The 26,122-nt window shown below is 34.7% G+C and carries 28 protein-coding genes and 1 tRNA gene; 7 read left to right on the forward strand and 22 right to left on the reverse strand.

The features are described 5' to 3' along the window. Window positions 1-34: 34 nt before the first annotated feature. From L3049_RS19400 to L3049_RS19410, 3 genes are all read left to right on the forward strand, one after another. Window positions 35-250: a hypothetical protein gene (locus L3049_RS19400; RefSeq protein WP_275111490.1), complete on the forward strand. Its 216-nt coding sequence runs from the start codon at window positions 35-37 to the stop codon at window positions 248-250. A gap of 165 nt (window positions 251-415) precedes the next feature. After that, on the forward strand, window positions 416-607 hold the full coding sequence (locus L3049_RS19405; RefSeq protein ID WP_275111491.1) for a hypothetical protein: 192 nt from the start codon (window positions 416-418) through the stop codon (window positions 605-607). 133 nt (window positions 608-740) lie between these two features. Next, window positions 741-1,037, forward strand: coding sequence for a hypothetical protein (locus tag L3049_RS19410; RefSeq protein ID WP_275111492.1), 297 nt, complete (start codon window positions 741-743; stop codon window positions 1,035-1,037). A 63-nt stretch (window positions 1,038-1,100) separates the two neighbouring features. Here the strand turns inward: L3049_RS19410 and rprY are convergent, their stop codons facing one another. The 5 genes from rprY to L3049_RS19435 all read right to left on the reverse strand — a co-directional run bounded on the left by rprY (window position 1,101) and on the right by L3049_RS19435 (window position 5,983). Then, complete coding sequence (rprY, locus tag L3049_RS19415; RefSeq protein WP_275111493.1) at window positions 1,101-1,787, reverse strand: response regulator transcription factor RprY; 687 nt, start codon at window positions 1,785-1,787, stop codon at window positions 1,101-1,103. Between the two features lie 6 nt (window positions 1,788-1,793). Further along, entirely contained in the window at window positions 1,794-3,308 is a 1,515-nt protein-coding gene (locus L3049_RS19420) for a sensor histidine kinase (RefSeq protein WP_275111494.1), read from the reverse strand. Window positions 3,309-3,722: 414 nt separating this feature from the next. After that, window positions 3,723-4,466 carry a ribonuclease III gene (rnc, locus tag L3049_RS19425; RefSeq protein WP_275111495.1) on the reverse strand — a complete coding sequence of 248 codons (744 nt, stop codon included), beginning with the start codon at window positions 4,464-4,466 and terminating at the stop codon, window positions 3,723-3,725. Window positions 4,467-4,469: 3 nt separating this feature from the next. Continuing rightward, window positions 4,470-5,723, reverse strand: coding sequence for a beta-ketoacyl-ACP synthase II (gene fabF, locus L3049_RS19430; RefSeq protein ID WP_275111496.1), 1,254 nt, complete (start codon window positions 5,721-5,723; stop codon window positions 4,470-4,472). Between the two features lie 23 nt (window positions 5,724-5,746). Then, window positions 5,747-5,983 carry an acyl carrier protein gene (locus tag L3049_RS19435; protein ID WP_129255248.1) on the reverse strand — a complete coding sequence of 79 codons (237 nt, stop codon included), beginning with the start codon at window positions 5,981-5,983 and terminating at the stop codon, window positions 5,747-5,749. 199 nt (window positions 5,984-6,182) lie between these two features. Between L3049_RS19435 and purN the strand changes: the two genes are divergently transcribed. Further along, window positions 6,183-6,743 carry a phosphoribosylglycinamide formyltransferase gene (gene purN / locus L3049_RS19440; protein WP_275111497.1) on the forward strand — a complete coding sequence of 187 codons (561 nt, stop codon included), beginning with the start codon at window positions 6,183-6,185 and terminating at the stop codon, window positions 6,741-6,743. On the opposite strand, the gene L3049_RS19445 is transcribed toward purN, so the two are convergent. The 4 genes from L3049_RS19445 to leuS all read right to left on the reverse strand — a co-directional run bounded on the left by L3049_RS19445 (window position 6,735) and on the right by leuS (window position 12,715). Further along, window positions 6,735-8,006, reverse strand: a complete 1,272-nt coding sequence (locus L3049_RS19445) for a peptidoglycan DD-metalloendopeptidase family protein (protein WP_275111498.1) — start codon at window positions 8,004-8,006, stop codon at window positions 6,735-6,737. The two genes, purN and L3049_RS19445, sit on opposite strands and share 9 nt — an antisense overlap. A gap of 91 nt (window positions 8,007-8,097) precedes the next feature. Then, window positions 8,098-8,970: a YitT family protein gene (locus L3049_RS19450; protein WP_275111499.1), complete on the reverse strand. Its 873-nt coding sequence runs from the start codon at window positions 8,968-8,970 to the stop codon at window positions 8,098-8,100. A gap of 26 nt (window positions 8,971-8,996) precedes the next feature. Beyond that, entirely contained in the window at window positions 8,997-9,857 is an 861-nt protein-coding gene (locus tag L3049_RS19455) for a YitT family protein (protein ID WP_275111500.1), read from the reverse strand. A gap of 95 nt (window positions 9,858-9,952) precedes the next feature. After that, the gene (gene leuS / locus L3049_RS19460) at window positions 9,953-12,715 is read right to left on the reverse strand and encodes a leucine--tRNA ligase (RefSeq protein ID WP_275111501.1); all 2,763 of its coding nucleotides are present in this window, start codon (window positions 12,713-12,715) and stop codon (window positions 9,953-9,955) included. A gap of 221 nt (window positions 12,716-12,936) precedes the next feature. Here leuS and L3049_RS19465 point away from each other — a divergent pair. Then, a tRNA-Arg gene (locus L3049_RS19465) sits at window positions 12,937-13,010 on the forward strand. Between the two features lie 293 nt (window positions 13,011-13,303). On the opposite strand, the gene L3049_RS19470 is transcribed toward L3049_RS19465, so the two are convergent. From L3049_RS19470 to L3049_RS19515, 10 genes are all read right to left on the reverse strand, one after another. Next, window positions 13,304-13,771, reverse strand: a complete 468-nt coding sequence (locus L3049_RS19470) for an ExbD/TolR family protein (protein ID WP_275111502.1) — start codon at window positions 13,769-13,771, stop codon at window positions 13,304-13,306. Beyond that, window positions 13,771-14,346: an ExbD/TolR family protein gene (locus L3049_RS19475; protein WP_275111503.1), complete on the reverse strand. Its 576-nt coding sequence runs from the start codon at window positions 14,344-14,346 to the stop codon at window positions 13,771-13,773. Before L3049_RS19475 ends, L3049_RS19470 begins: the two co-directional genes overlap by 1 nt. Window positions 14,347-14,394: 48 nt before the next feature. Further along, window positions 14,395-14,844: a hypothetical protein gene (locus L3049_RS19480; RefSeq protein ID WP_275111504.1), complete on the reverse strand. Its 450-nt coding sequence runs from the start codon at window positions 14,842-14,844 to the stop codon at window positions 14,395-14,397. 9 nt (window positions 14,845-14,853) lie between these two features. Next, window positions 14,854-15,666, reverse strand: a complete 813-nt coding sequence (locus L3049_RS19485; protein WP_275111505.1) for a MotA/TolQ/ExbB proton channel family protein — start codon at window positions 15,664-15,666, stop codon at window positions 14,854-14,856. Window positions 15,667-15,879: 213 nt separating this feature from the next. Next, window positions 15,880-16,914: an asparaginase gene (locus L3049_RS19490; RefSeq protein WP_275111506.1), complete on the reverse strand. Its 1,035-nt coding sequence runs from the start codon at window positions 16,912-16,914 to the stop codon at window positions 15,880-15,882. A 14-nt stretch (window positions 16,915-16,928) separates the two neighbouring features. After that, window positions 16,929-17,696: a TatD family hydrolase gene (locus L3049_RS19495; protein ID WP_275111507.1), complete on the reverse strand. Its 768-nt coding sequence runs from the start codon at window positions 17,694-17,696 to the stop codon at window positions 16,929-16,931. 122 nt (window positions 17,697-17,818) lie between these two features. Continuing rightward, window positions 17,819-19,153 (reverse strand): NADP-specific glutamate dehydrogenase, encoded by a 1,335-nt coding sequence (gene gdhA, locus L3049_RS19500; protein WP_275111508.1) that lies wholly within the window; start codon window positions 19,151-19,153, stop codon window positions 17,819-17,821. A gap of 207 nt (window positions 19,154-19,360) precedes the next feature. Next, a complete protein-coding gene (gene dprA, locus L3049_RS19505; RefSeq protein WP_275111509.1) occupies window positions 19,361-20,464 on the reverse strand; it encodes a DNA-processing protein DprA in 1,104 nt (367 codons plus the stop codon). Between the two features lie 46 nt (window positions 20,465-20,510). Further along, window positions 20,511-21,113: a hypothetical protein gene (locus L3049_RS19510; RefSeq protein ID WP_275111510.1), complete on the reverse strand. Its 603-nt coding sequence runs from the start codon at window positions 21,111-21,113 to the stop codon at window positions 20,511-20,513. Window positions 21,114-21,195: 82 nt separating this feature from the next. Continuing rightward, window positions 21,196-21,657, reverse strand: a complete 462-nt coding sequence (locus L3049_RS19515; RefSeq protein WP_275111511.1) for a hypothetical protein — start codon at window positions 21,655-21,657, stop codon at window positions 21,196-21,198. A 378-nt stretch (window positions 21,658-22,035) separates the two neighbouring features. On the opposite strand from L3049_RS19515, the gene L3049_RS19520 reads away from it, so the two are divergent. Together L3049_RS19520 and aroA are read left to right on the forward strand one after the other, a co-directional pair. Then, window positions 22,036-22,566 carry an adenine phosphoribosyltransferase gene (locus tag L3049_RS19520; RefSeq protein ID WP_275111512.1) on the forward strand — a complete coding sequence of 177 codons (531 nt, stop codon included), beginning with the start codon at window positions 22,036-22,038 and terminating at the stop codon, window positions 22,564-22,566. Window positions 22,567-22,664: 98 nt separating this feature from the next. Then, window positions 22,665-23,891, forward strand: a complete 1,227-nt coding sequence (gene aroA, locus L3049_RS19525; protein WP_275111513.1) for a 3-phosphoshikimate 1-carboxyvinyltransferase — start codon at window positions 22,665-22,667, stop codon at window positions 23,889-23,891. Between the two features lie 78 nt (window positions 23,892-23,969). Here aroA and L3049_RS19530 read toward each other — a convergent pair whose 3' ends face one another. From L3049_RS19530 to L3049_RS19540, 3 genes are all read right to left on the reverse strand, one after another. Next, window positions 23,970-24,365: a hypothetical protein gene (locus L3049_RS19530; protein WP_275111514.1), complete on the reverse strand. Its 396-nt coding sequence runs from the start codon at window positions 24,363-24,365 to the stop codon at window positions 23,970-23,972. Window positions 24,366-24,545: 180 nt separating this feature from the next. Then, on the reverse strand, window positions 24,546-25,262 hold the full coding sequence (gene deoD, locus L3049_RS19535) for a purine-nucleoside phosphorylase (RefSeq protein ID WP_275111515.1): 717 nt from the start codon (window positions 25,260-25,262) through the stop codon (window positions 24,546-24,548). A 226-nt stretch (window positions 25,263-25,488) separates the two neighbouring features. Next, the gene (locus tag L3049_RS19540; RefSeq protein WP_275111516.1) at window positions 25,489-25,956 is read right to left on the reverse strand and encodes a nucleoside deaminase; all 468 of its coding nucleotides are present in this window, start codon (window positions 25,954-25,956) and stop codon (window positions 25,489-25,491) included. Window positions 25,957-26,122 lie beyond the last annotated feature (166 nt).

A 26,122-nucleotide genomic window follows, 5' to 3' on the forward strand; every position in this document is an offset into this window, starting at 1 on the left:
TAATAATTTCATTCCACGAATAAATGAAACGTATATGAAACTAATTAAACTACTTTTAATCATGTCCACCTTTTTAATTATGGTGGCTGCAATTTTAAACCTTTTAAGTTCATCGGCACCAGAACCCGACAGAACCGGAATTTACATTGAACTTGTTGTAATGTTTATTCTTACCATATCTATGGTATTACTTAACAATCAAGAAAAAAAGATAAAAGAATTAGAACAAAATAAGAACGAGGAACTATAATAGTTCCTTTTTTTACGCTTTTTTTTTTAAGAATTGAAACAAAAAATGGAATGAATAAGTAAAATCGTAAAAAATGTTAAGGCATGTTAATCGACTCTTTTAACTACAAATAAAATTGTAGATTCGTAACACAAGCTTTATCAAAAACTATAAATTCAAACCAATATGCTTGAACAAACAAAAATCGTACTTGCTAATGTTAGTTTTGATTTCGCTCTTTTTAGAAAAGAGTTAGTAAAGGCCATAAAATGGCTGAATCCTGCAGATTTCGAAACACTGAAAAATTGGTGTTTGGAAAATTACTCTGGACAATATCAAGAAATAATCTCGGAAGTAATGCTTCCACAAACATCTTAACATAGAAAATTTAATTATTCTATACTGAGGATCTTGGAAGCAAGATCCTCTTTTTTATGCAATTAATTCATTCTCTGAAATATCTATCATTAAAAAAAATGAAGTATCTTCGCAACAGAAAAAAAATCAGAAAATGATAAAAATATTACGTCATATTAAAGTAGGAGATCAGGAATTTGTAACCTGGTTTGGAATGGAAATCAAGAAAAAAGGAAATAGACCTAACATAGATATTTTCTATTATACTTCTGATCCAAGTGAAGAGTTAAGCGTCCACCAGTTGATCAAATCAAATTTTCAAAGCAAACAAGAAGCTATGCAATTTGGGATCAAATATATGCGTAGCATGTATCAAGAAATGCTAAAGCGCGAACGTGAACTTGCTTATGAGAAAAAGAACGACGACTCTGAAGACTCTGATGACTTTTAGAGAATCTAATTAAAAAAAAACGCCGATCAAATGATCGGCGTTTTTTTTATATCTCAATATCTGTTACATGATCAACTTATATCCTTTACCATGAACATTAATAATTTCAATCCCTGGTTCAGGCTTAAGATGCTTTCTAAGCTTGGTAATATACACATCCATACTACGAGCGTTAAAATAATTATCATCCGACCAAATCGTTCTTAAAGCTAAATTACGCTCCAAAACTTTATTTACATTATTACAAAGAAGCTTTAACAACTCCGATTCTTTTGTAGTTAGTTTAGTTGTAACGTCACCATCTTGAAGAAACTGCTTTTTAGAATCAAACAAAAAGCGACCCAACTTAAATTCTTCCTGAGTATTCTCATTTTTCACTCCGGAAGTTCTTCTTAGCACAGCCTCAATTCGTACCAATAACTCTTCCATACTAAATGGTTTGGTCATATAATCATCTGCACCCAATTTAAAGCCTTCCAATACATCTTCCTTCATTGACTTTGCAGTTAAAAAGATAATAGGAATCTCGCTGTTGATCAAACGAATATCTTTGGCTAGTGTAAAACCATCTCTATGTGGCATCATGATATCAAAAATGCACAGATCATATGGATTTTTCAAAAACTCATCATAAGCTTTATCACCATCCTCACAAAGAGTGGTATCATAACCCTTGGCTACCAAATATTCTTTTAATAAAAGTCCAAGATTAGCGTCATCTTCTGCTAGTAAAATCTTTACTTGTTCCATATGTATCTATTTTTTTAAGGGAAGATAAATTTCAAATTTAGATCCTTTATCGGGAATGCTATCAACAGTTACCTGACCATTATGAGCATCAGTAATTTTTTTAACATAGGACAATCCCAATCCAAATCCTTTAACATCATGAACATTTCCTGTATGAACTCTAAAGAAACGTTCAAATATCATTTTCTGATCTTCTTTTGTTATTCCGATACCATTATCCGTAATTGAGATCACAATACCTTTATTTTTATTTCTTGTAGTGATACTAATTTCGGGAGCATCCTTACAATATTTAATTGCATTATCTAGCAAATTTGAAATCACATTACTTAAATGAACTTCATCTGCCATAACTAAATCATGTTCAGCATCAATATTTTGGTACATATTACCCTTTCGATCCTCAACCCTTATCGTAAAGTTAGGCAATAAAACCTGAATAATCTTATGAACATTAGTAGCCTTCAATTTTAGTTTCATCCTTACTTCGTTGAACACTGCCATTTGTAAGACTTTTTCAACTTGATAACTCAAACGTCGGCTTTCATCATTAATAATTTTTGCAATATGATCTACAGTAGATGCTGTAGTTGTTACCGTATTGTCTTTTAACATTTGAGAAGCCAATGAAATAGTAGATATTGGCGTTTTAAACTCATGGGTCATATTATTAATAAAATCATTCTTAATTTTCGACAACCTCTTTTGTCGAAAAATAATAAAGATTGTAAATGCACTAGAAAGAATAAGTACCAAAGTTAAAATGAAAGCCGGCAAAAGCATAAAATAGGATTGCACCATAAATTTCTGTTGCCCTGGAAAATAAATATACAAATGATTAGAATTTAAACTCAAATCATCAGGAAATAATTGCTTGCTATATTTATCAAAAGAAGGGTTTGTAAAATAGTTTACAGAATTTTTAACATACCTGCTATTTGATCTTATTGCATATTCAAACTTCAACTTAATTCCGTTATCCGTCAACTTCTGCTCAATTACCTTCTTTAAGTCATTCATATTTATCCTTTCGGACAAAGCTAAATTAGAGCGTGCCATTTGATTCACAATCTGCCCTACCTGATAAGAACCTCCATTTAGTCCTTTATTAAATTGGTTTTGTAATTTTTCAGCTGCTTTAGACAAACCGCTCAACCCTTTTGAATTAAACTCTGCCTCAGCAATAACCGAATGAGAACTTCCAGTAGAAACACTAAGCGTTGCTTTTTCGTGCAAGTTAGGGTTCATTGGAATATTAATGTTCAGCACTGAACTTGATACACTTATATTTTTCGATGGCTTATTATTAGAGAAACTATTATTATAATTATATCCCCCTTTTGTCATGTCATCTACTTTGAGCTTATTCACAACCTGATCCAAAGCTTTACTTACCGTTAAGGCAAATTGTTCCTCTTGAATCTCAGATGCTTTTTTAAAGAAATTAATCTGAACTAGGATGAGTCCTGACAGGGAAATACAAAGCACAATTGTTACAAGCCAAATATATTTTTGATTCATAGGTACAAATATAAAAAAAAGAGATTGCGAGTAAGGCTGCTTAACAATCTTTAACACAAGTTAAACGATCATCAATCTATAGTGGAATATCGAACCAAAAAAGCGATACTTTCGTAGATCTAGATTTAATATATATTAGCAAAAAACAGTCAAAAACAGATAAATTTCACAAAAAAACTGTTTGAAGTTAATAATTTGACACTATATTTGCCTCTGGAGAGCGAATCTATAAGAAACAATCTCCTTGATTAAAAATTTTGGTTAATAGTTAGATGAAAGGGCGGTTGTGGTTACCGTCCTTTTTTATGCCCAATTCTCAACTATATCCACTTGTTTACAACAGGACATAAGCATTTTTATTACACACAAAACTTGCCTGTAACAAATGAGAACTCTAATAAAAATTTTAGATTGTTAGGATGCCATTTCTTTTTGGCGAATGCGCATTAGCGCTTCTTGTGCAGCCTTCTGCTGAGCTTCCTTTTTCGAAGTTCCTTTTCCGCTTCCCATTTTCACTTCCTCTACCTCAACATCTGAAGTAAACAAAGGCAAACGCAAGACTTTGTCTACACCTCCTTCGTGGGTATCAAAAACAATATCTTTCTTATTCTTTTGAGCCCATTCAATAAGTTTACTCTTAAAATTTGTTTCTACAGTAACCACCTCTTCAATGTTTATGTAGTTGCGAAAGATTTTATCCTCGATAAAGGTTTTTGTTATAGTATATCCCTGATCCAGATAAATAGCTCCAATTAAAGCTTCGAATGCATCACCATAAATATGCTTATTGTTATTCAGGTTTACATTTGACATCACCTGTTTATCCAAGCCAATTGTAAGAGCCAATTTATTTAAAGATTCACGGCTAACAATTTTTGATCGAATCTGAGTAAGAAAACCCTCACTCTTGTTGGGAAAGTATTTGTATAGAATGTCAGCAATAATAGATCCTAAGATTGCATCTCCAAGGTATTCAAGACGCTCATTATTCATAGGAACTCCATCCTTACAAGGGATAGATGCTGATTTATGTACTAACGCAAGTTGGTACAAATCGTGTTTGATGGGTGTAAAACCCAAAAGATCAAAAGACAATCCATAAAACTCCCTCTTAGGTAAGAAACGAAGTTTTATGGATTGAATAATAGACTTAATCACAAATTACTCAGTAAATGATTTGAAAATTACTGAAGCATTGTGTCCACCAAAACCAAACGTGTTGCTTAAAGCAGCTCTGATAGGGCGCTCTTGAGCAGTGTGTAGAGTAAGGTTTAATTTCTCATCAATCTCAGGATCCTGTTCTCTGTGATTGATAGTTGGCGGTACAGTAGAGTTTTTAATTGCTAGAATACTAGCGATAGCTTCAACTGAACCGGCAGCTCCCAAGAGGTGACCTGTCATTGATTTTGTGGAACTAATGTTCACTTTGTATGCATGCTCACCTAAAACAGTCTTAACTGCTCTCAATTCAGGAATATCTCCTACAGGAGTAGATGTTCCGTGAACGTTGATGTAGTCTAGTTCATCAGGTTGCATATTAGCGTCGCTAATAGCCATTTTCATAGCGTTAATAGCACCGCGTCCTTCTGGATGTGTCGCTGTCAAGTGATAAGCATCACCAGACATCCCGCCACCAACAACTTCTGCATAAATCTTCGCACCACGAGTTTTAGCGTGTTCATATTCTTCAAGAATAAGAGCACCAGCTCCTTCTCCCATTACAAAACCATCACGGGTTTTACAAAATGGACGAGATGCTTGAGTGTATTCTTCGTTGTTAGTTGAAAGGGCCTGCATTGAGTTAAATCCTCCTAATCCCGCTTCATTGATAGAAGCTTCTGAACCACCTGATATAAAAATATCAGCTTTACCCAAACGGATATAGTTCATTGCGTCAATCATAGCGTGAGTGGAAGAAGCACATGCAGAAACTGTACCGTAGTTCGGTCCCTGGAAACCATATCTCATAGAAATATGACCGGCAGCAATATCAGAAATCATCTTAGGAATAAAGAAAGGAGAGAAACGAGGAGTTCCGTCCCCGTTTGCATATCCTGTAACTTCATCTAAGAAAGTCTTAATACCGCCAATTCCAGAACCCCAAATTACTCCGGCTCTTGTTAAATCTTCGGCCTCCAAATCGAAACCCGCATCCCCAATTGCTTCTTTAACAGCAATTAAAGCATACTGCGTATAAAGATCGAGTTTACGAACTTCTTTGCGATCGAAATGCGCTTTTGGATCGAAGTTTTTAACCTCGCAAGCGAACTGAGTCTTGAATTTTGAAGCATCGAATTGCTGAATCTTATCAGATCCGCTCTTTCCATTCTTCAAACTTTCCCAATATTCAGCAATATTATTACCGATTGGGTTAATGGTTCCAAGACCAGTTACTACTACTCTTCTAAGTTCCATAAAAAAGGTTCTGGGTTAATTAATTACTTAGCGTTTTCTTCGATATAAGAAATTGCGGCACCTACAGTCCCGATGTTCTCAGCTTGATCGTCTGGAATAGCAATGTTAAATTCCTTTTCGAATTCCATGATTAACTCAACTGTATCCAATGAATCAGCTCCTAGGTCATTAGTGAAGCTAGCTTCAACAGCAACTTCTGTTTCATCAACACCCAATTTGTCAACAATGATTGCTTTTACTCTAGATGCAATATCAGACATAACTTTAAAATTTTAGATTAATATTTAAAAAACTAATTAATTTCTAACTCTGCAAAGAAATAAATTTAGGATATAAAATCAAACTTATTTCCACATAGTTGGTCGCAAAGATAATCCTTTTTCCTTTTCTGCGAAATAATTCCCCTTCGAAATGCATTTTGCATATATTTGTATAATTGAGACAACACTAAAAACCGACATGAAAAAAATAGCCATTTTTGCTTCTGGATCAGGAAGTAACGCTGAAAATATTGCAAGATATTTTAGCAATAAACCTGATTTTGAAATTTCTGCAATACTTTCTAACAACGCTAATGCCTTTGTGCTATCCAGAGCGAAAAACTTAAATATTCCAACTTTCGTTTTTTCCCGCTCAGAATTTAACGAAACGGATAAAATCGTTGATTTTTTAGCCGAAAAACAGGTCGATTTTATTGTTTTAGCAGGATTTCTATGGCTACTTCCTCTTAATCTATTGCGGAAATTTTCGAATTCTATTGTTAATATTCACCCAGCTCTACTTCCTAAGTATGGAGGAAAAGGAATGTACGGAATGAATATTCACAAAGCTGTTGTTGCAAATAAAGAAACCGAAACTGGAATTTCCATTCACATGGTAAATGAAAAATACGATGAAGGTAAAATTGTTTTTCAAACGAAATGTGATGTTTTTCCAAACGACACTGCTGATGATGTAGCCGAAAAAATTCATCAATTAGAGTACGAATTTTTCCCTAAAATTATTGAGCAATTACTCTAAGGTAATTGCTTCTTCTTTATTAAGCTCTTTCATTAAGCTCTCCATCACTAACTGATATCGTACTTCGTTCTCCTTTTTAACAGGAGAAACGGGAGGCGATTTCATCCTTAATGGATTGATTGCTTTTCCATTTTTATGAACTCTAAAATCTAAATGTGGTCCCGTAGCTAAACCTGTCGCACCAACATAACCTATAACTTGTCCTTGTTTTACTCTGGATCCAACACTTACATTTTTACCGAAACGCGAAAAATGCATGTAAGTCGTTGTATAGACTGAGTTGTGTTTAACCTTAAGATAACGTCCTCCTCCTCTTTTCTGGAATCCTCTCTTCACAATCACACCATCGCCAATGGTCATTACAGGCGTACCTGTTGGTGCAGCATAGTCGATTCCATGATGAGCACGATAACGTTTAAGAACCGGATGAAAACGTCTATTTGAAAACTTAGAACTTATGCGGGAAAAACGAAGTGGGGCCTTCAAGAATGCTTTCTGCAAACTCTTTCCTTCTTCATCAAAATAACCTCCTTTTTCTCCATCAGTAAAAGCAAAGGCATAATTATTCGATTTGTGGTGAACAAAGTTCGCTGCAATCACATCAATTTGATGAATAGATTCACCATCAATCATTTCTTCATCGTAAATCACATTAAATTCATCTCCCTTTCCAATTCCAAAGAAATCAATCGTCCAAGCATAAATATCTGACAATTCCATTGAGAGAACCGGATCTGCTCCTGCATCGACCATAGCATTCCACAGCGATGATTCAATTGTACCTTTTATTTGTCTCCTATGTTTAACAATTTCCTTTTCGCCCTTAAATACATTTAAGGTATCACGTAAGTCAAAAACAATATATTCAACAGGCGTATTCTCGTAAACGAAATATTCTGGCGTTTTTAAACTATCCTTTGTAAAGAGAACTGAATATTCATGTCCAGATTTAATTCTACGAACATTAAATACCTTCTTAGCTTTTCTAGCTATTTTATCGATTGTTCCGAAGCTAACATCATATTGTCTCAAAATAGTAGACAAACTATGATTTCTCTTTACTCTATTGGTTTCGACATTAAATTCTTCAATTGGAAATCCATACTTTAAATGAATTTGTTCTTTTTCCGTTGTATCAATTACAACTGTTTCCTGTGCAATTTCTTTTACTTGATTCTCTTTCGAAAGCCATTTTAAAACAATTAAACCTAAGAGAACAGCACCTGCAATCAGGAAGAATTTATAATTGAAGAATTTTTTCATCGTGGATCGTTATTTTTTAGAAGCCTAAAGGTATAACTATTATTATAGTTGTACAACAAGCTATTACCCATCTTTATTGATTTAAGCTTTTTTAAGACTTTATCTTATCGAATCCTTGTCCGTATACACCCATTACCGATCCCATAGATATGAAAGCGTCTGGGTCTACAATTTTTACCATTTTAAGTATAGCTTGCGAATCTTTCTTCTTTGCTAAAAGCATCAAAACTTTTACATCTTGTTGAGAGTAGCCACCTTTGGCCTCTAGAACCGTTAATCCTTGATCAAGATTTAAAACAACTTCATTACGAATTTCTTCATGCTTTTTGGTGAAAATAAAAATTTGAACAGATTGTTTAGCTCCTTCAATCGCCATATCAACACAATAAGCACTCACTCCCATAGCTACAAAACCATAGACTACTTGCTCAATGGAATTTGAGATAAAATATGATGAAGAGATAATAATCAGATCCAGAGTTAAAAGAAGTTGACCTGGGCTGTAATTTCGATATTTATTAATCATCATGGCAATGATATCGGTACCTCCGGTACTTCCACCTTGCGATAGTATAATACCAGCACTTGCTCCAGCCATAATACCACCAATTATAGCACACATAAATCGGTCAGAAACCAAAGGCTCCGTTATTATTGACTGAAATAGCCAAAGAAAAAATGAAATCACGAATATTCCATAAATGGTCTTAAGTCCAAAACTGAAGCCTAATACTCTTAAAGATGCTAAAAGGAGTACTGAATTTATAATAAAAACAGAATATCCAACCTTAAAACCGGTCACAAAATAGATAATCGTAGCCATACCAGTAACCCCACCACCTACAATTTCTGATGGAATTAAGAAACCTGTCCAACCAACAGATCCAATAAACAAACCTATTGCAATTATAAAGTAGGACCGCAATGATTCTTTTAAATCTGTTGTTTTAAATATATTTTTCATCAAAATAGATAAATTAATTGTAGATGTTATGCTCTTATTTCTTCGAATCCTTCTCCAAATACGCCCATTACTGACCCCATAGTAATAAAAGCTTTTGGATCAAGTTCTTTAACAACTCTAAAGATATATTGTGTTTCATGCTTACGCACAACGATCATTAACATCATTGTATCTTTTCGAGTGTACCAACCAGTACTGTGAAGCATTGATATACCTCTACCTGTTTCCTCGCTAAGCATTTCTGCAACCTCTTCATATTTGGTTGACATGATAAAAAGCTGAGCCGATTGCTTAGAACCAGATATCATCATATCGATGGTATAAGCTGCCACACCCATTTCCACATAACCATACACAATTGTTGAAATATCCTCAAAGATAATATAGGAAGAAGCAATGATAAAAATATCGATATAGAGTATGACTCTACCAGGGCCAATATTTCGATACTTGTTAATCATCATGGCAACAATATCGGTTCCACCTGTACTTCCGCCTTGTGTTAACGTAATTCCAATACCAACACCAGCTAAAATACCACCAATGATACTCGCCATAAATTTCTCATCTACTAAAGGTTCCGTAATCCATTGCTGCTGAAAGTATAACAAAACAGAACCTACAATAATCCCAAAAATTGTTTTGATTCCAAAACGACTACCCAGAACTTTCAAGGCAATTAAAATCAAGAAAATATTAATTACAAAAAAGGAATAACCAACAGGGATGGTTTCTCCCGAGGCATAGTAAATGATGGTTCCGATACCTCCAACTCCTCCTGCCACAATTTCAGATGGAATTAAAAAAGCAGTCCAACCAAAACTATAGATGCATAATCCTAAGGTAATAATAAGATAGGATTTCGCTTCAGCGATTGAAAATTTCATTAGACAGTACGTTTTAAATATTTAGACAAAAAAAGGGCTTTGTTTTCAGAAGAAAACAAAGCCCTTTGTATAATATACAACTTTATTTTATTCTCTTAGACTACTATGTTTACAATTTTCTTAGGAACAATAATTACCTTTCTAGGGGTTTTTCCATCTATCCATTTCTGGGCCTGTTCACAGGTCATCACAGCCTGTTCAATTTCATCTTTATTCAGACTTAATGGCAGTTCCAGCAAAAATCTCATTTTTCCATTAAACGAAACTGGATATTTATGATTGTTTTCCAGAACAAAACTTTCGTTAAACTCTGGAAAACTTGCTTTGGTAATACTGTTTGTATTTCCACACAATGCCCAAAGTTCTTCGGTAATATGAGGTGCAAATGGTGCTAAAAGAGCAAGTAATTCTTCTAAAATTGCTTTCTTATTACATTTCGCACTATTCAATTCGTTAACACAAATCATAAAGGCAGAAACAGAAGTATTGAATGAGAATCGCTCAATATCATCTTGAATCTTTTTGATAGACTTGTGAAGAATTTTATACTCTGCTTTAGTTGGTTCATCAGTTGAGATTGCAAACTCATTCTTGTCATTATGGAATAAACGCCACAATTTTTTTAAGAATTTATGAACTCCATCGATACCATTAGTATCCCAAGGTTTTGAAGCTTCCAATGGTCCTAAGAACATTTCGTATAAACGAAGTGTGTCAGCGCCATATTCTTCAACAATCACATCTGGATTAACCACATTAAACATCGACTTAGACATTTTCTCAACTGCCCAGCCACAAATATATTTTTCATCTTCCAATACAAATTCAGCATCAGCATACTCAGGCATCCAATTTTTGAAAGCTTCAGTATCTAATACATCATTCTTCACGATGTTAACATCAACGTGAATTTGAGTCGTCTCATAATCTTTTCTCAAACCATACGACACATACTTATTGGTATTCTTAATACGGTATACAAAGTTCGAGCGACCTTGAATCATACCTTGATTAATAAGCTTTTTGAAAGGCTCATCTTTACAAACCTTACCTATATCGTAAAGAAATTTATTCCAAAAACGTGAATAAATTAGGTGACCTGTAGCATGCTCTGTTCCACCAATATATAAATCCACATCTTGCCAGTACTCATTTACTTCCTCGGACACCAAGGCTTCGTTGTTACGAGGATCCATATAACGCAAGTAATAGGCAGATGAACCTGCAAAACCAGGCATTGTATTCAATTCAATAGGATGACCATCGTCAGTTGTCCAGTTTGTTGCACGTCCCAATGGCGGCTCTCCCGTTTCGGTAGGTAAATATTTATCAACCTCAGGTAACTCAAGAGGCAACTTATCCATATCCATCATTTTAGGCATACCATCCTTAAAATAAACTGGGAATGGCTCCCCCCAATAACGCTGACGTGAGAAAATAGCATCGCGCAAGCGGAAATTCACTTTTCGCTTACCTAATTTTCTTTCTTCAATTTCTTCGTTAGCTTTTACAATAGCATCTTTTACGTCCAATCCATTCATGAAGTCTGAATTGATCATTTCTCCAGCTTTTGCATCGTATGAGCCTTCACTTAAATCACCATCTGATACTACAGGAACAATTGGAAGATCAAATTTCTTAGCAAAAGCATAGTCACGGCTATCGTGTGCAGGAACAGCCATAATAGCACCTGTTCCGTAACCAGCCAAAACATAATCACTCACCCAAACCGGAATTGCTTCTCCTGAAAATGGATGTATAGCATATGAGCCTGTAAATTCACCACTAACCGTTTTAACATCGGCCATACGTTCTCGTTCAGTACGCTTTTTAGTAGCTGCAATATAAGCTGCAATTTTTTCTTTATATTCTGGAGTAGTCAATTGATCAACCAACTCACTTTCTGGAGCCAAAACCATAAAGCTAACACCAAAAATAGTATCAGGTCTCGTTGTAAAAACTGTCATTTCTACGTCTGAGTCCTTTACCTTAAAGTCCATTTCTGCACCTTCGGAACGTCCAATCCAGTTACGCTGAATTTCTTTCAATGAGTCAGTCCATTCCAACTTTTCCATATCCTCAAGTAAACGCTTTGCATAAGCAGATACTCTTAAAGACCATTGACGCATTTTCTTCTGCTCTACAGGATGACCACCTCGAACAGATAAACCGTCCTTAATTTCGTCATTAGCCAAAACTGTACCCAAAGCAGGACACCAGTTCACCATCGTATTGGCTAAATAAGCTAAACGGTAATTCAAAAGAGTTGCCTGTTTTTCGGTATCAGAATAAGCTTTCCACTCTTCTGCTGTAAAAGGTTCAATTTCCGAACAAGCAGCATTAACAGAAGCATTTCCATTCGCCTCGAACTTTGCAATTAGAGTTTCAATAGATTCAGCTTTTTGTGTTTTATTATTAAAATAGTGATTGAACATTTCTACAAATGCCCACTGTGTCCACTTGTAATATTCAGGATCACAAGTACGAATTTCTCTATCCCAATCGTAAGAAAAACCAATTTTATCTAATTGCTGACGGTATCTCTTAATATTTACATCAGTTGTAATAGCTGGATGTTGCCCCGTTTGAATTGCATATTGCTCTGCAGGCAGACCATAGGCATCATACCCCATAGGATGCAAAACATTAAACCCTTTTAAACGCTTGTAGCGAGAATATATATCAGAAGCAATATAACCAAGTGGATGACCAACATGCAAACCAGCACCCGATGGGTATGGAAACATATCGAGCACATAAAATTTTGGTTTACTTGTATCAACATCAACTTTATAAGTCTTGTTATCTACCCAAAACTTCTGCCACTTCTTTTCTATTTCTTTAAAATTGTATTCCATGGTATTATTGATAAAATATGGTTATTCGAAGCTTTCGAACCGCAAAATTAGCAAAAGTTTACAAATATTAATCGTGTTTGAAGAGGAAGTCTGATTTTATTAAAAATTGGTTCTTAATGCCTTAAGCATACACCTTTATCGAGCTGCTATTTATTTCCCAAATGATATTGTGTAGAATAAACATGCAGAACAAAATAATTTTTTAAATTTGTGCACGCAATGGCCCGTTAGTTCAGCTGAATAGAACGTCAGATTCCGGTTCTGAAGGCCATGGGTTTGAATCCGCCACGGGTCACAACAATGAAATTCCATAACAATACTGGAATAATAAACAAGGCTTAACGACCTGTTAAGCTTTGTTTTAAATCAATCCTTTCCCAAGGTGAAAACAGTAATTTCCTAAGAAAACTCCCCAACACTTCTCTCAAATAAAATAGAAACAAATCATTAAAAAATAACGATTTCAGATCTGGCAAAACACACAATTTGCTTGTCCCTACTTTTCTTGTTAGGAAAAAATTCAAAATTATAGGCACAAAAAAAAGGAGTCCTATTGGACTCCTTTTTAATTATATATCGAATAATAAATTATTCTGCAGTTTGTCTAGTTGAGTAGTTCAACTTAAGTGAACTTGCTTTTCTAAGTTCCTGCTTAATATCAGTGATAATACCCATTTTAGTGTATTGATCAACTTTCAATGAAGTAGTCAACTTATTACGCAATTCTTCTTTTCTTGATTCACGTTCTGAAGCAATAAAAGCTTGAATATCTGCAACTGTAGCAAATTGATCGTTTAGCTGAATTCTTGGTTCTGTACCAAACGTCTTTTGAAATTTCCTTAAAGGAACTCCAACGTGAATGTTACTAACCAAATCCTTCTTTTCTAACTTCACCAATTCATTCGCCTTAGGCTGAGTATAATTTACACTCAATTCAACGTCACGCATGGTTGTAGCAACCATAAAGAAGAAAAGTAACATAAATACAATATCAGGAAGAGAAGCTGTTGATATGGCCGGTAGATCTTTTTTACCGTCTTTTCTAAACTTTGACATTATTTACCTCCTGTGTTTCTTGGTTCTGCTTCAGAAATCTGAACTGGGATATATTTTCTAACCGCTGCTTTCTGATCATCATCAAGCTCGGCATATTTTTTACCCCATTTTTGTACCGACTTCTCATCCTTTAACTCTCGAGAAGCCGCTGCAAGTTCATCCTGAACGCGAATATAAGTTTCATATCTTGTTCCACGGTCATTCTGTAACGAAATCAAACCTTTTGAAACCATCACGTCACCAAAATATGGAATCGTAGTTGGTTTCTTCTCAGGTAAGTCTTCTTTATTAAGTGGATTCAAGATGAATTCTTTTGTTTTTTCACGCAATTGTGAAATACTAAGAACTTCACCATTTACCAACAATTCATTGTTACGGTTCACCAATATGGAAAAAACATTACGTTTCTTAACCTTAACATCATCATTCAGTTGTTCATCTTCTGGAATAGGTGGCAACTTTTTGTAGATACCAGTATCTACGTCCATTGTAGTTGTCACCAAGAAGAAAATAAGCAACAAGAAAGCGATATCGGCCATCGAACTCGAATTTATCTCTGGTGTTTTTCTTGCCATAATATTATTTCTTAAGGTTTACGATTCGAATTTAATCGAATCATTGTCTTAGCGTAATTTTCTTAATGCTTCAGTCACTACGATAGAAGCGATAGCACCTACACCTAAAATATACATGGTGTAAAGAATGGTATCAGCAAACTTTAACGAGCTAGGATTATTGTCTTCTCCAGTATAACCAGGAAGATTCAATAATGTACCATCTGATAAAGAATATGCGATCAAGATAACTAGTCCAAGACCAGCAAGTCCAGCTAATCCCTTAATTGCCCCTTTAGGATTCGTTACTAATTGAATAATAGGGAACAAAATTGACAAGCCAACAGTGATATAGAATAATGCCTTAGCCCAATAGATCAACGAATCGGTGTGAACCGGAGTTGTATAAGCTGCGTTTGGCACTTCTCCACCAAAGTAAAACATGGCTACAAAAACAACTGTAAGACCAAGCATTACATAGGTAAGAATATTTAAATATTTACTCAATGTATTTGACATAGTCGGAAATTATTTTTTCAAGTTGTATTTTACTAAGATATCAAGAAGAGAAATAGATGCATCTTCCATGTTGTTAACGATACTGTCAATTTTAGCAGTACAGTAGTTATAGAATACCTGTAGGATCATCGCAACGATCAAACCAGATACTGTTGTAATCAAGGCAACCTTAATACCACCAGCTACAGCAGCAGGAGAAATAGTACCCATTGACTGAATAGAGTCAAATGCACCAATCATACCGATTACTGTACCCATGAAACCCAACATAGGAGCAAGACCAATCATCAATGAAATCCAAGAAAGACCTTTCTCTAAAAGACCCATCTGAACTGAACCGTAAGCGATTACTGATTTCTCAACAACCTCTACACCTTCATCGATACGATCAAGACCTTGATAGAAGATACTAGCGATAGGACCGCGAGTGTTTCTACAAACTTCTTTAGCAGCATCAACACCACCGTTGTTCAACGCTTCCTCTAGGCTAGCGATCAACTTCTTAGTATTTGTAGTTGACATGTTTAAGTAAATGATTCTTTCAATACAAAGAGCCAAACCTAAAATTAATGACAACAATACAAAACTCATAAACATCGCACCACCCTGGATGAATTGCTTCTTAACAATAGCGTGAAATGAAGTACTTTCTACTTCTTCTTCTACTACAGTTTCTTCAACTGCAACTTCTTCTGCAGCTTCATCCTGAGTATCTACGGTAGCTTCGGTAGTTTCAGCTGTCTCATCTTGAGCAACTGCATTGAATGATGCTCCAAAATTCAGCATCCCGATAACTGCTATAAATGCAAATAACTTTTTCATAGTCTGTTTTTCAAATTTTAATTAACGAAATTATTTTTTACAAAATTAAACGGTTGCGGTCTTTAATACAACTAAACACATAGTTGTCTGTCAAATATTATTTAAAAGTCTTTCTATTTCTACACTTCATATCATTCCTTACATGACCTTATGTAATATAGAACACTTTTAACAGTGCACCAAATTACAAAAAAAAAGTGAAAAACAAATTTTCTATTGGCATAATTCACCTTTGATGGACTTATTTAAAAAGAATTTGATTTGTTCTTCATTAAGCTTTTTTCCCAAGACGTACATTAATTTTGTAACAGCCGCCTCTGTTGTGATGTCTCGTCCACTAACAACACCTGCTGCTAATAGTTCAAGACTAGTTTCGTACAAGCCCATATCTACACTTCCAGAAGGACATTGAGTCACATTGTACACAATAACTCCTCTACCAATTGCTTCTTTAATTGAATCAACAAACCAAGCATCTGTCGGGGCATTACCAGCTCCATATGTTTCCATAACAATTCCTTTTATACCTTCACAATTTAAAATAGAATCGACAACTTGCTTGTTAATTCCAGGGAATATCTTCAATATTGCAATATTAGAATCTAAACTTGTTGAAATTTCCAATTCTTGTGGCTGACTTGGGTAATGAATGGCAGCATAATTGTAATTGATATGTATTCCGATTTTTGCCAAATCAGGATAATTATAAGAATAAAAGGCATTAAAATATTCAGCATTGTGCTTGGTTGTGCGATTTCCTCTAAACAATTTGTTTTCGAAAAGCACACAAACTTCAGGAACAAGTGCTTTACCATTTTTATTGTCTGCTGCAATCTCAATAGCTGTAATTAAATTCTCTTTACCATCGGTACGTAACATACCAATTGGCAATTGCGATCCTGTTAAGACAACCGGCTTATCTAAATTCTCCAGCATGAAACTCAAAGCAGAGGCTGAGTAAGACATCGTATCAGTACCATGAAGAACTACAAAACCATCATATTTCTCATAGTTCTCTTTAATCAAACTTGCAATCTTGATCCAAACTTCTGGATTCAAATTTGAAGAATCGATAAGTGGATCAAAAGCAATAGACGACAATTCAAATCCAAAATCATTAAGTTCGGGAACCTGCTTTAAGATGTGATCAAAATCAAAAGGTTTTAAAGAACCATTATCCGGATCTTTAACCATTCCAATAGTTCCTCCGGTATAAATTAATAATATCGATGTTTGTTTTTTATCCATTTTAATGACCTCAATTATAAATTGAACAATCCTTCGGCATTTTTACTAGTAACACTTGCTACCTCATCCAAACTCACTTGATAGATATTTGCCAATTTATTAGCAACATGTATCAAATAAGAACTTTCATTTCTTTTTCCTCGCTTTGGAACTGGAGCTAAATAAGGTGCATCCGTTTCCAAAATCAATTTATCCAAGCTGAAAGATGCAAGCGTTTTGTCCAATCCTGCATTTTTAAAGGTAACAATCCCATTTATCCCTAAAAGGAAACCGAATTCAATTGCCTTCTTTGCCTGTTCCTCATTTCCAGTAAAACTATGAAATACACCATTTAGTTTTGTATTTCGGTATCCTTCCAAAATTTCGAAAATCTCATCAAAAGAATCTCTTGCATGAATAACAATAGGCAAGTTTCGATCTAAAGACCAATTAATTTGCTTGTCGAAAGCAAACTGCTGTTCTTTCACAAAAGTCTTATCCCAATACAAATCGATTCCTATTTCTCCAATCGCACAAAAACTGCCTTTATCTAACCATTCTTCACAAATCTGAAGTTCCTCCAAATAGTTTTCCTTAACGGATGTTGGATGCAATCCCATCATTGGGATACATAGATCAGGAAACTGCTTAACCAATTGATTCATTTTTGGTATTGATTCTGAATCAATATTCGGCAATAGAATTTTCTCAATGTTTACGTCGCGACAATTAGATATGATTTGTTCAATATCATGTTCAAAATCATCAGCGTATATGTGAGAATGGGTATCAATAAATTTCATAAGGAATTACTTTTCTGCAAACATATAGAAAGAGCAAAGAATAGCCAAAAGAATTACCTTTCAATAAGAATAAAAAAAGCCGGCATAGCCGGCTTTTATATATTTAGGCATGAATTATCATACTATACGCATCCCTGAGCTACCATTGCTTCAGCTACTTTTACAAAGCCACCAATGTTTGCACCATTTACGTAGTTAATCTTACCATCCTTAGTACCAAATTTCACACAAGTATCGTGAATATCTTTCATGATACGAGAAAGTTTAGCGTCAACTTCTTCAGCAGTCCAGTTGAAACGTAGTGAGTTTTGTGACATTTCAAGACCTGAAACAGCAACTCCACCAGCATTAGCGGCCTTACCTGGAGCAAATGCGCAGTTATCAACTAAATAAAGCATTGCTTCTGCAGTACAACCCATGTTAGATGTCTCAACAACATACTTACATCCGTTAGTAACAAGAAGTTTTGCATCTTCTTCGTTCAACTCGTTTTGAATTGCACAAGGGAAAGCCATATCTACTTTTGCTTCCCAAGGTTTCTTACCTGCGAAAAATTCAGCACCGAATTTCTCAGCATAAGGAGCTACAACGTCGTTATTTGAAGCACGAAGATCCAACAAGTAATCAATCTTCTCAGCATCTAAACCTTCTTTATCGTAAACATATCCATCAGGACCAGAAACAGTAACAACCTTAGCACCAAGCTCAACTAATTTAAGAGCAGCACCCCAAGTTACATTACCGAAACCAGAAAGAGCAACAGTTTTACCTTCTAATGTTTCTTTGTTTTCAGCAACCATATGCTGAGCAAAATAAACAGCACCAAAACCAGTAGCTTCAGGACGGATCAAAGAACCACCAAACTCAAGTGGCTTACCAGTTAATACACCAGTAAACTCGTTACGAATTCTCTTGTATTGTCCAAAAAGGTATCCGATCTCACGACCACCTACTCCTATATCACCTGCAGGAACGTCAGTGTTAGGACCAATATGCTTACACAACTCAGTCATGAAGCTTTGGCAAAAACGCATGATTTCGTTATCTGATCTTCCCTTAGCGTTGAAGTCAGAACCACCTTTACCACCACCCATAGGTAGAGTAGTCAAAGAGTTCTTGAAAGTTTGTTCGAAACCTAAGAATTTAAGAGCACTTAGAGTTACAGATGGGTGAAAACGTAATCCACCTTTGTATGGTCCAATTGCTGAGTTAAATTCAACACGGTATCCGCGGTTGATTTCCACTTCACCATTATCGTTGATCCATGGTACACGGAACATTATTGTACGCTCCGGCTCACACATTTTCTCAAGAATCTTAGCATTTTTATACTTAGGGTTTGAATCGTAAGTTTCCCATACTGATTCAACTACTTCTTGAGCAGCTTGGTGAAATTCAGCTTCACCAGCAGTTCTAGCCTTAAGGGCTTCCATGAATTCATTAATCTTCGCTTCCATGTCCAAAATATGTTATGAAATTAAAATAAGATTGTTGTGATACAATTGTTAATATTTTGGTTCAAATGTATATAAATTTTCATAATCGCAAATTAAAATACAAGAAATTTTACAACGTTTTCGTAAATTTTTTAACGTTCATTATCAGATACTTATGTCTTTTTGTAATTCTGCTCTACAACATGATTGAAAAAAAGCTGACAAATTTCACATATTCAAAGCGTAAATTTTCCCCGGAAGTGATTTTATGAGCCCATCAAATTCTAATTTCAAGAGTAAACTTGACACTTTACTCATCGGAAAATCACTTTTAATACAGATCATATCAATAGGTGTATTATGATTCTCTTTTAACACTTGAATTAAAGACTCCTCATCGGGCGAAAGCTCTAAAAATAGTTTTTTCTGGACTGTTTTCACCTCTTTCTTTGTATCCTCCCAACCTAAAATGTATTCTAAGTCGGCTATACTTTCAATAAGGTGTGCTTGATTTGTTTTGATTAATTTATTGCAGCCTATGGAACTTTTATCCGAAGTTCTGCCTGGAAAGGCAAATACATCCCTATTATAGGAGTTTGCAATATCAGCAGTAACTAGAGAACCTCCTTTCGCCGCCGACTCAATTACGATGGTTGCATCGGACATACCAGCAATAATTCTATTTCTACGGACAAAATTTTTGGGATCGAATTTACTTTTGGATGTAAACTCACTAATAATTGCGCCTTGATCAATGATTTCTTTAGCGTACCTCTTGTGTTGAGATGGATACATCATATCTAAACCATGCCCAACTGCTGCTACAGTTTGCAATCCGTTTCCCAATGCAGCTTTGTGCGCACAAATATCAACGCCGTAAGCTAATCCACTAACAATTATTGGTTTGATATTTTTTTCTGATAAATCTTTTATCAATTGATTACAAACTTCACGACCATAATCACTGGCATTACGCGTTCCCACTATACTTATTGATCTAGAGACATTAAAGTTGGTATATCCTTTATAATATAGTGTACAAGGAGAATCGGCACAATTTAATAAGCGTTGCGGATAATTTTCATCCAAATAAAATGCTACTTGAATATCATTTTTAGCGATAAACTCAATCTCCTCTTCCGCCAAAGTAATTGCAGGCTCACGATCTAATTTATCAACAAAAAACTGACCTATCCCTGGTATTTTGAGCAGATTTTGCTTCTTTTCTTTAAACAAACCTTCCAAACTACCAGTATAGGCAATTACCTTTTTTGTATTAACAGGACCGATACCATTAAGGAAACTAATAGCTACTTTATAAACATCTTCCATACATCATTTTAGAATATTAATGAATGAAAGCTAATTTACAAAATATTTATAAAGTAAAGGTGGTTCCGATTGTAAAAAAGCCAGCATTAGCCCATCCCAATTCCGCAAACAAACCAAATTGATTGGAGAAATGATAGCGTGCTCCAAGAACCACACCCAAATCTAACAGCAATTCGTTTTTCTTATTGGTACTGATAAAAGCTTGATTTCCACTATCCAATTCGGATACTGACAAATTCGTTGTTTCCAGAGATAAACCTGTTTTTGCACTGGCATACATTTCAATTCCATTTGCTGGAGCTATATTCATCTCGGACAACCAATTATTTAACTCGTAGGTAAAAACAGCCCCAAACCGATAATAATTGAATTTACTCTCACTAAAACCTAAATTATACTCATGTTTTTGTCCAGCATAACCAATGTATGCACCAATACTCATATCAGGTTTCCATTGTTTTTCTAACTGGATAATAAAAGATGGCGAATTTGTTTCGTTTGCTCCACTATAATTGTGGTCAAACTTGCCATATTTCCCTAAAGGAATTCCAATGTTTAATCGCAAATCGTTTTCTTGAGCATATAATCCTGAGGGTAATAAAATGGCAACTATTGCCAATACTAACTGAGTTTTAATTTTTCTATACATTTCTCATAAAATATTCGAATACGTAAGAACCAACGCAAACCAAATAAATTTAGTGCGTGAGTTTATTATAAAGATTAAAAGATTACTTTTTTAAAGAATTTCGCCTCAAGGAATCAATCATTTTTAGCTTATCGGATTTGGACAGAGCAGAAATACTAACCTTAGGATATTTTGCTAAACCTCGTTCTGTTTGCTGATATAAAACAATTTCTGTTCGTAATCCCAGAAGCTTATTTTCTATATCAAAATGCGACAAGGAATTTTTTGCTATTTCGATTGATTTAAATTTATGGTGAAAAGGATGCAAAGGATAGTATCGTAAAATGATCTTCTTTTCTGATTCCTGATAGATTACAAAATTCAAATCCAAACTAAGCGTAAATATGATCGTAACGATTACAAAAGCTGTCATTCCGCCTAAAACAGTATATATGTCTTCTTCTCTTAAATAGAGAAGTAAAATTGTTATCGCCAGATATAAAAAGACAAGCACGTAATAAAACAGTTTAATCCATCCTGCACGACTTTGATTATTTATTTTCATATTTCATTTATGTTTTGAATTTTATCAAAGGTAAAAACTAATGTGGAGTTCAACAATCAAATTCCAAGGATCTATAATTTCTTTTATTTTTAAAGGAATTCCAGACGAGTAATACACTTTCTTTTCATTACATATCTAACAGAGAATCGGTCAAAATTTGACGTTTATAAAATTCCGATAGAGTTTTTGCTAATATATAATGAATATTAAGCCAGACTTTTTTATTTTTACCCGGAATTATCCCACACTATATCAAGTTAATAATTAAGTGAGGCGGGGGTGAATATTCCACTTCTGTAGATTTATCATGCCTTTTAGGCTGATATTCAGTTCAGATTTGAATATTTTCGTACTCCTGGTTTGGAAAAAGAAAAAAAGATGAACGTAAAACTTCAAGAAGCAAAAGATTCAATTAGAGATATTGTTGATTTTCCTAAAGAGGGTATTGTATTTAAAGATATCACCACAATGTTGAAGGATGAAAAACACCTAAACACTTTGGTCGAATCTCTTTACGAGCAATACAAAGACAAAGGTATTACTAAAGTAGTGGGACTAGAAAGTCGCGGTTTTATTTTGGGTACTGTACTAGCCTATAAATTAGGTGCTGGTTTTGTTCCCGTACGTAAACCTGGAAAATTACCTGCTCCTACATTTTCAGAAAAATACTCACTAGAGTATGGCGAAGATGAAATGTTCATTCATCAGGATGCATTAGATACTGAAGATATTATTTTAGTACACGACGATTTGTTAGCAACAGGTGGAACAGCGAAAGCTTCGATTAACCTTATTAACAAATTCAATGTTAAGAATGTTTATGTGAATTTCATATTAGAATTAGACTTTTTGAAAGGCCGTGATAAATTGGCTACTCAATATGACGTAGATTCTCTATTTCACTTTTAAATAAAGCATGAAAATATCATTCAGGTCATCTCAACTTAAGTGGTTTTGATGACCTGATTTGCGCTATACCTGTTTTGGCAATTAAAAATCCCTGTTCAATGCAATATTCTATTTCGAAAAAAAACAATATCATAGAGGGTCGAATAAACCTTCCTGCATCGAAAAGTATTTCGAACCGTGTACAAATCATCAATGCTTTAAGTTATAGTTTTGAGCCAATCAAAAACCTATCAACTTGCGACGATTCCAAAGTAATGCAAGAGGTTTTATTTTCGAACACCAACGTTTTTGATGTAGGTCACGCTGGCACAAGCATGCGATTCTTAACGGCATATTTATCTAAAATTCTGGGAGAATGGACACTTACCGGTTCCGATAGAATGAAAGAACGTCCTATCTCGGTTTTAGTTGATGCTTTAAATTCTTTAGGTGCTCAAGTTTCATATCTTGAAAAAGAAGGTTACCCTCCTCTCAAAATATTAGGTTCGAATTTAACTGGAGAAGAAGTTAGTTTAAAGGGAGATACTAGTTCTCAGTACATTACTGCTCTACTTTTAATTGCTCCAACTCTTGTAAATGGGTTGAAAATTAAATTAGAAGGCAAAATTGTGTCTCGATCTTATATCGAAATGACTCTAAATATCATGAAGGAATTTGGTATTGAATATGAATTTAAAGGGAATGAGATTTTTGTTGACAAACAAGCGTATAAAGTAATGCCTTACACGGTTGAAGGAGATTGGTCAGGCGCATCATACTGGTACGCATTTATGGCCTTAGCGCCAAAGGGAAAACTATTCCTGGATGGACTGAAAAAAAATAGTTTCCAAGGTGATTCTGGTTTAATCGAAGTTTTTGAAAAGCTAGGTGTTAAAACTAATTTTTCGAAACGAGGCATGTATATTGAGCAGAGCAATGAGGTTTGTAAAAAATTGATTTTCGATTTTATTGAGATGCCAGATTTAGCTCAAACATTTGCAGTTGTTTCAGCTTTAAAAAATATCCCATTTCACTTTAAAGGATTAGAAACTTTAAAAATTAAAGAGACTAATCGTATAGCTGCACTTATTGATGAACTAGCAAAATTAGGTTATGTATTACATGAACCTAAGGAAGGCGAACTGGCTTGGGATGGTGAAATGAAAGAAGTAACTGAAGAGATTATTATCAAAACCTATCACGATCATAGAATGGCTATGTCATTTGCTCCAATTGCGATGCTTCGCCCCGAGATTAAAATCGATGATCCTATGGTTGTAAATAAATCATATCCTAACTTCTGGGAACAACTTAAAGAAGTTGGATTCCATATTGAAGAAAGTTAACTTACAAAATACAATCAGATATAGAGAGCTCGACCTACAAGTCGAGCTTTTTTTATGCAATTCAAATTAGGACTACCCCTACTTTTTTACATCATTATCAGCCGACGTAGCATCACTAAAAGTAGGCAAAGACTCGGTAATGCTGCCAGCCCCCTTTTTATTAATTTTGAAAGTAACATCCTTTGTTGTAGTAAATAACAGAACAGATGAAAAAGATTTTCTGAGATGTGATTTCATAACTACAAAAGCCTCTTCTAATGTAAGCTCGTCTTCCTGATCCTCTGTTTCTTTAGATCTATAGCGCAATTTTAGTAAGACCTTAAAGCCACCTTCAGAATAAACTGGCCTCACAAATATATTTCTCAAATTAGGCTTACCGATGGTTTTTGCCATCGTTAACTTCGCAAAGCGACCTTCTTCTAAACTTTCTTTTACCTGTTTCCAGAAAAGAACAAACACATCTTGGTAAGGCATAAACTAAAAATTGATGAGAAAATATTTCGTTTTTCAAAAGTAATACTATAATTCAATACAATCTACCCTGTGGAAAATGTTTAGGCAAGTTCATTAGAAACTCAATTACGAATAGGGCAAAAAAAAAGGAGAAACTCCCCAAAGCTTCTCCTTTTAAAATGCAATCTTTTTAGATCTAAATTATTGCTTGATTGCAGTTTCCAAACCGATTGTAATCATTGTATTCAATGATGTTTGACGCTCTTCAGCGGTAGTTTCTTCTCCTGTTAAAATATGATCGCTAACAGTCAAAATTGCTAAAGCTTTAGCATTATGACGTGCTGCGATTGTATATAACGCAGTGGCTTCCATTTCTACAGCTAATACACCGTAGTCAGCCCAGATTTTAAATGGTTCTGGATTATTTTCTAAATCGTGATAGAAAATGTCAGAAGTTAAAGTTGATCCAACCTTGATATTTACACCTTTTTCTGTTGCAGCCTGATGTGCATCGCTCAACAAGCCAAAGTCAGCACATGGTGAATAATCCATTCCTCTGAAAAGGTTTCTGTTCATTGCTGAGTCAGTACATGATGTCATCGCAAGAATCACATCAAACACTTTTACATCGTGATTAAAAGAACCACAAGTTCCAATACGAATCACATTCTTAACGCCGTACTGAGTGATTAACTCGTGTGCATAGATACCAATTGAAGGCACACCCATACCTGTTCCTTGTACAGAAATACGTTTTCCTTTATAGGTTCCTGTGAAACCCAGCATATTTCTAACTTTATTATAACAAACAACATCCTCCAAGAAGTTATCTGCAATATACTTCGCTCTTAATGGATCACCTGGTAAAAGGATAGTTTCAGCAATATCGCCCATTTTGGCTTCGTTGTGTGCACTCATGATATATTGATTTTATAGTTTACAAATAAAGATAACAGATTTCTACAAACGATCGTTACAATCGAACATAGAATTAGCATTATACTAATACTCACTTAATTTAAGAGATGGGATATAAAATTGGTTGGTTGGTAGTTGGAGAGCCTATGGTTTAAAAAACTATGTTCGCTTTCCGAGTACAAAAGTAAGCTTTTTGATTGGATAAATCCAAATAAGACTTAAGAATTTAAAGAGACATTCTTTTCCTTGTGAAAAAATCTTTTATCAGGTTCGCACTCTCCTCTTTCATAATCCCTGAAACTACTTCGGTTCTTGGATGCATCGGGTTAGGTGAAAATCGTGTATATCCTCTCTTATCATCGCTTGCTCCATATACAATTTTTGATATTTGAGACCAAGCTAAAGCTCCTGCACACATGTTACATGGCTCAAGTGTCACATATAAGGTACAATCCTTTAAATATTTTCCTCCCAAATAATTAGCTGCAGCTGTAATAGCCTGCATCTCTGCATGAGCCGTCACATCATTCAAACGTTCAGTTAAGTTGTGTGCTCTGGCAATAATCCTATTATTACAAACCACAATGGCTCCAACAGGAATCTCTTCCTCATCAAAGGCTTTATGAGCCTCTTCCAAAGCCTGTTTCATAAAATACTCGTCCGAAAATGGTGATATTATAGATTCTTGGTTCATGTTTTATCTTTTTTACAAATCTGTTTCTAAAAGCTTATTCAATTTCGCAAATTGTTAGTATTTTCGCAAAGTTAATAAAATAGGAATAAGACCGATTACTAATCAATTACAGACTTTATTTTATCAAAATAGATAAAAATACTAGTAATTGAAAGTAAACCAATTA

The organism is Labilibaculum sp. DW002 (assembly GCF_029029525.1).
Lineage (GTDB): Bacteria > Bacteroidota > Bacteroidia > Bacteroidales > Marinifilaceae > Paralabilibaculum > Paralabilibaculum antarcticum.

Coding starts and splice junctions, on each gene's coding strand:
- gdhA (WP_275111508.1), bottom strand. CDS start 19,153: ATGGAAGCGAAGATTAATGAATTCATGGAAGCCCTTAAGGCTAGAACT.
- rprY (WP_275111493.1), bottom strand. CDS start 1,787: ATGGAACAAGTAAAGATTTTACTAGCAGAAGATGACGCTAATCTTGGA.
- L3049_RS19400 (WP_275111490.1), top strand. CDS start 35: ATGAAACTAATTAAACTACTTTTAATCATGTCCACCTTTTTAATTATG.
- L3049_RS19405 (WP_275111491.1), top strand. CDS start 416: ATGCTTGAACAAACAAAAATCGTACTTGCTAATGTTAGTTTTGATTTC.
- L3049_RS19450 (WP_275111499.1), bottom strand. CDS start 8,970: ATGAAAAATATATTTAAAACAACAGATTTAAAAGAATCATTGCGGTCC.
- L3049_RS19540 (WP_275111516.1), bottom strand. CDS start 25,956: ATGAACCAAGAATCTATAATATCACCATTTTCGGACGAGTATTTTATG.
- purN (WP_275111497.1), top strand. CDS start 6,183: ATGAAAAAAATAGCCATTTTTGCTTCTGGATCAGGAAGTAACGCTGAA.
- L3049_RS19435 (WP_129255248.1), bottom strand. CDS start 5,983: ATGTCTGATATTGCATCTAGAGTAAAAGCAATCATTGTTGACAAATTG.
- leuS (WP_275111501.1), bottom strand. CDS start 12,715: ATGGAATACAATTTTAAAGAAATAGAAAAGAAGTGGCAGAAGTTTTGG.
- L3049_RS19475 (WP_275111503.1), bottom strand. CDS start 14,346: ATGGCAAGAAAAACACCAGAGATAAATTCGAGTTCGATGGCCGATATC.
- L3049_RS19480 (WP_275111504.1), bottom strand. CDS start 14,844: ATGTCAAATACATTGAGTAAATATTTAAATATTCTTACCTATGTAATG.
- L3049_RS19445 (WP_275111498.1), bottom strand. CDS start 8,006: ATGAAAAAATTCTTCAATTATAAATTCTTCCTGATTGCAGGTGCTGTT.
- L3049_RS19490 (WP_275111506.1), bottom strand. CDS start 16,914: ATGGATAAAAAACAAACATCGATATTATTAATTTATACCGGAGGAACT.
- L3049_RS19495 (WP_275111507.1), bottom strand. CDS start 17,696: ATGAAATTTATTGATACCCATTCTCACATATACGCTGATGATTTTGAA.
- L3049_RS19455 (WP_275111500.1), bottom strand. CDS start 9,857: ATGAAATTTTCAATCGCTGAAGCGAAATCCTATCTTATTATTACCTTA.
- L3049_RS19410 (WP_275111492.1), top strand. CDS start 741: ATGATAAAAATATTACGTCATATTAAAGTAGGAGATCAGGAATTTGTA.
- L3049_RS19515 (WP_275111511.1), bottom strand. CDS start 21,657: ATGAAAATAAATAATCAAAGTCGTGCAGGATGGATTAAACTGTTTTAT.
- aroA (WP_275111513.1), top strand. CDS start 22,665: ATGCAATATTCTATTTCGAAAAAAAACAATATCATAGAGGGTCGAATA.
- L3049_RS19485 (WP_275111505.1), bottom strand. CDS start 15,666: ATGAAAAAGTTATTTGCATTTATAGCAGTTATCGGGATGCTGAATTTT.
- L3049_RS19510 (WP_275111510.1), bottom strand. CDS start 21,113: ATGTATAGAAAAATTAAAACTCAGTTAGTATTGGCAATAGTTGCCATT.
- L3049_RS19470 (WP_275111502.1), bottom strand. CDS start 13,771: ATGTCAAAGTTTAGAAAAGACGGTAAAAAAGATCTACCGGCCATATCA.
- L3049_RS19520 (WP_275111512.1), top strand. CDS start 22,036: ATGAACGTAAAACTTCAAGAAGCAAAAGATTCAATTAGAGATATTGTT.
- dprA (WP_275111509.1), bottom strand. CDS start 20,464: ATGGAAGATGTTTATAAAGTAGCTATTAGTTTCCTTAATGGTATCGGT.
- deoD (WP_275111515.1), bottom strand. CDS start 25,262: ATGAGTGCACACAACGAAGCCAAAATGGGCGATATTGCTGAAACTATC.
- fabF (WP_275111496.1), bottom strand. CDS start 5,723: ATGGAACTTAGAAGAGTAGTAGTAACTGGTCTTGGAACCATTAACCCA.
- L3049_RS19530 (WP_275111514.1), bottom strand. CDS start 24,365: ATGCCTTACCAAGATGTGTTTGTTCTTTTCTGGAAACAGGTAAAAGAA.
- L3049_RS19420 (WP_275111494.1), bottom strand. CDS start 3,308: ATGAATCAAAAATATATTTGGCTTGTAACAATTGTGCTTTGTATTTCC.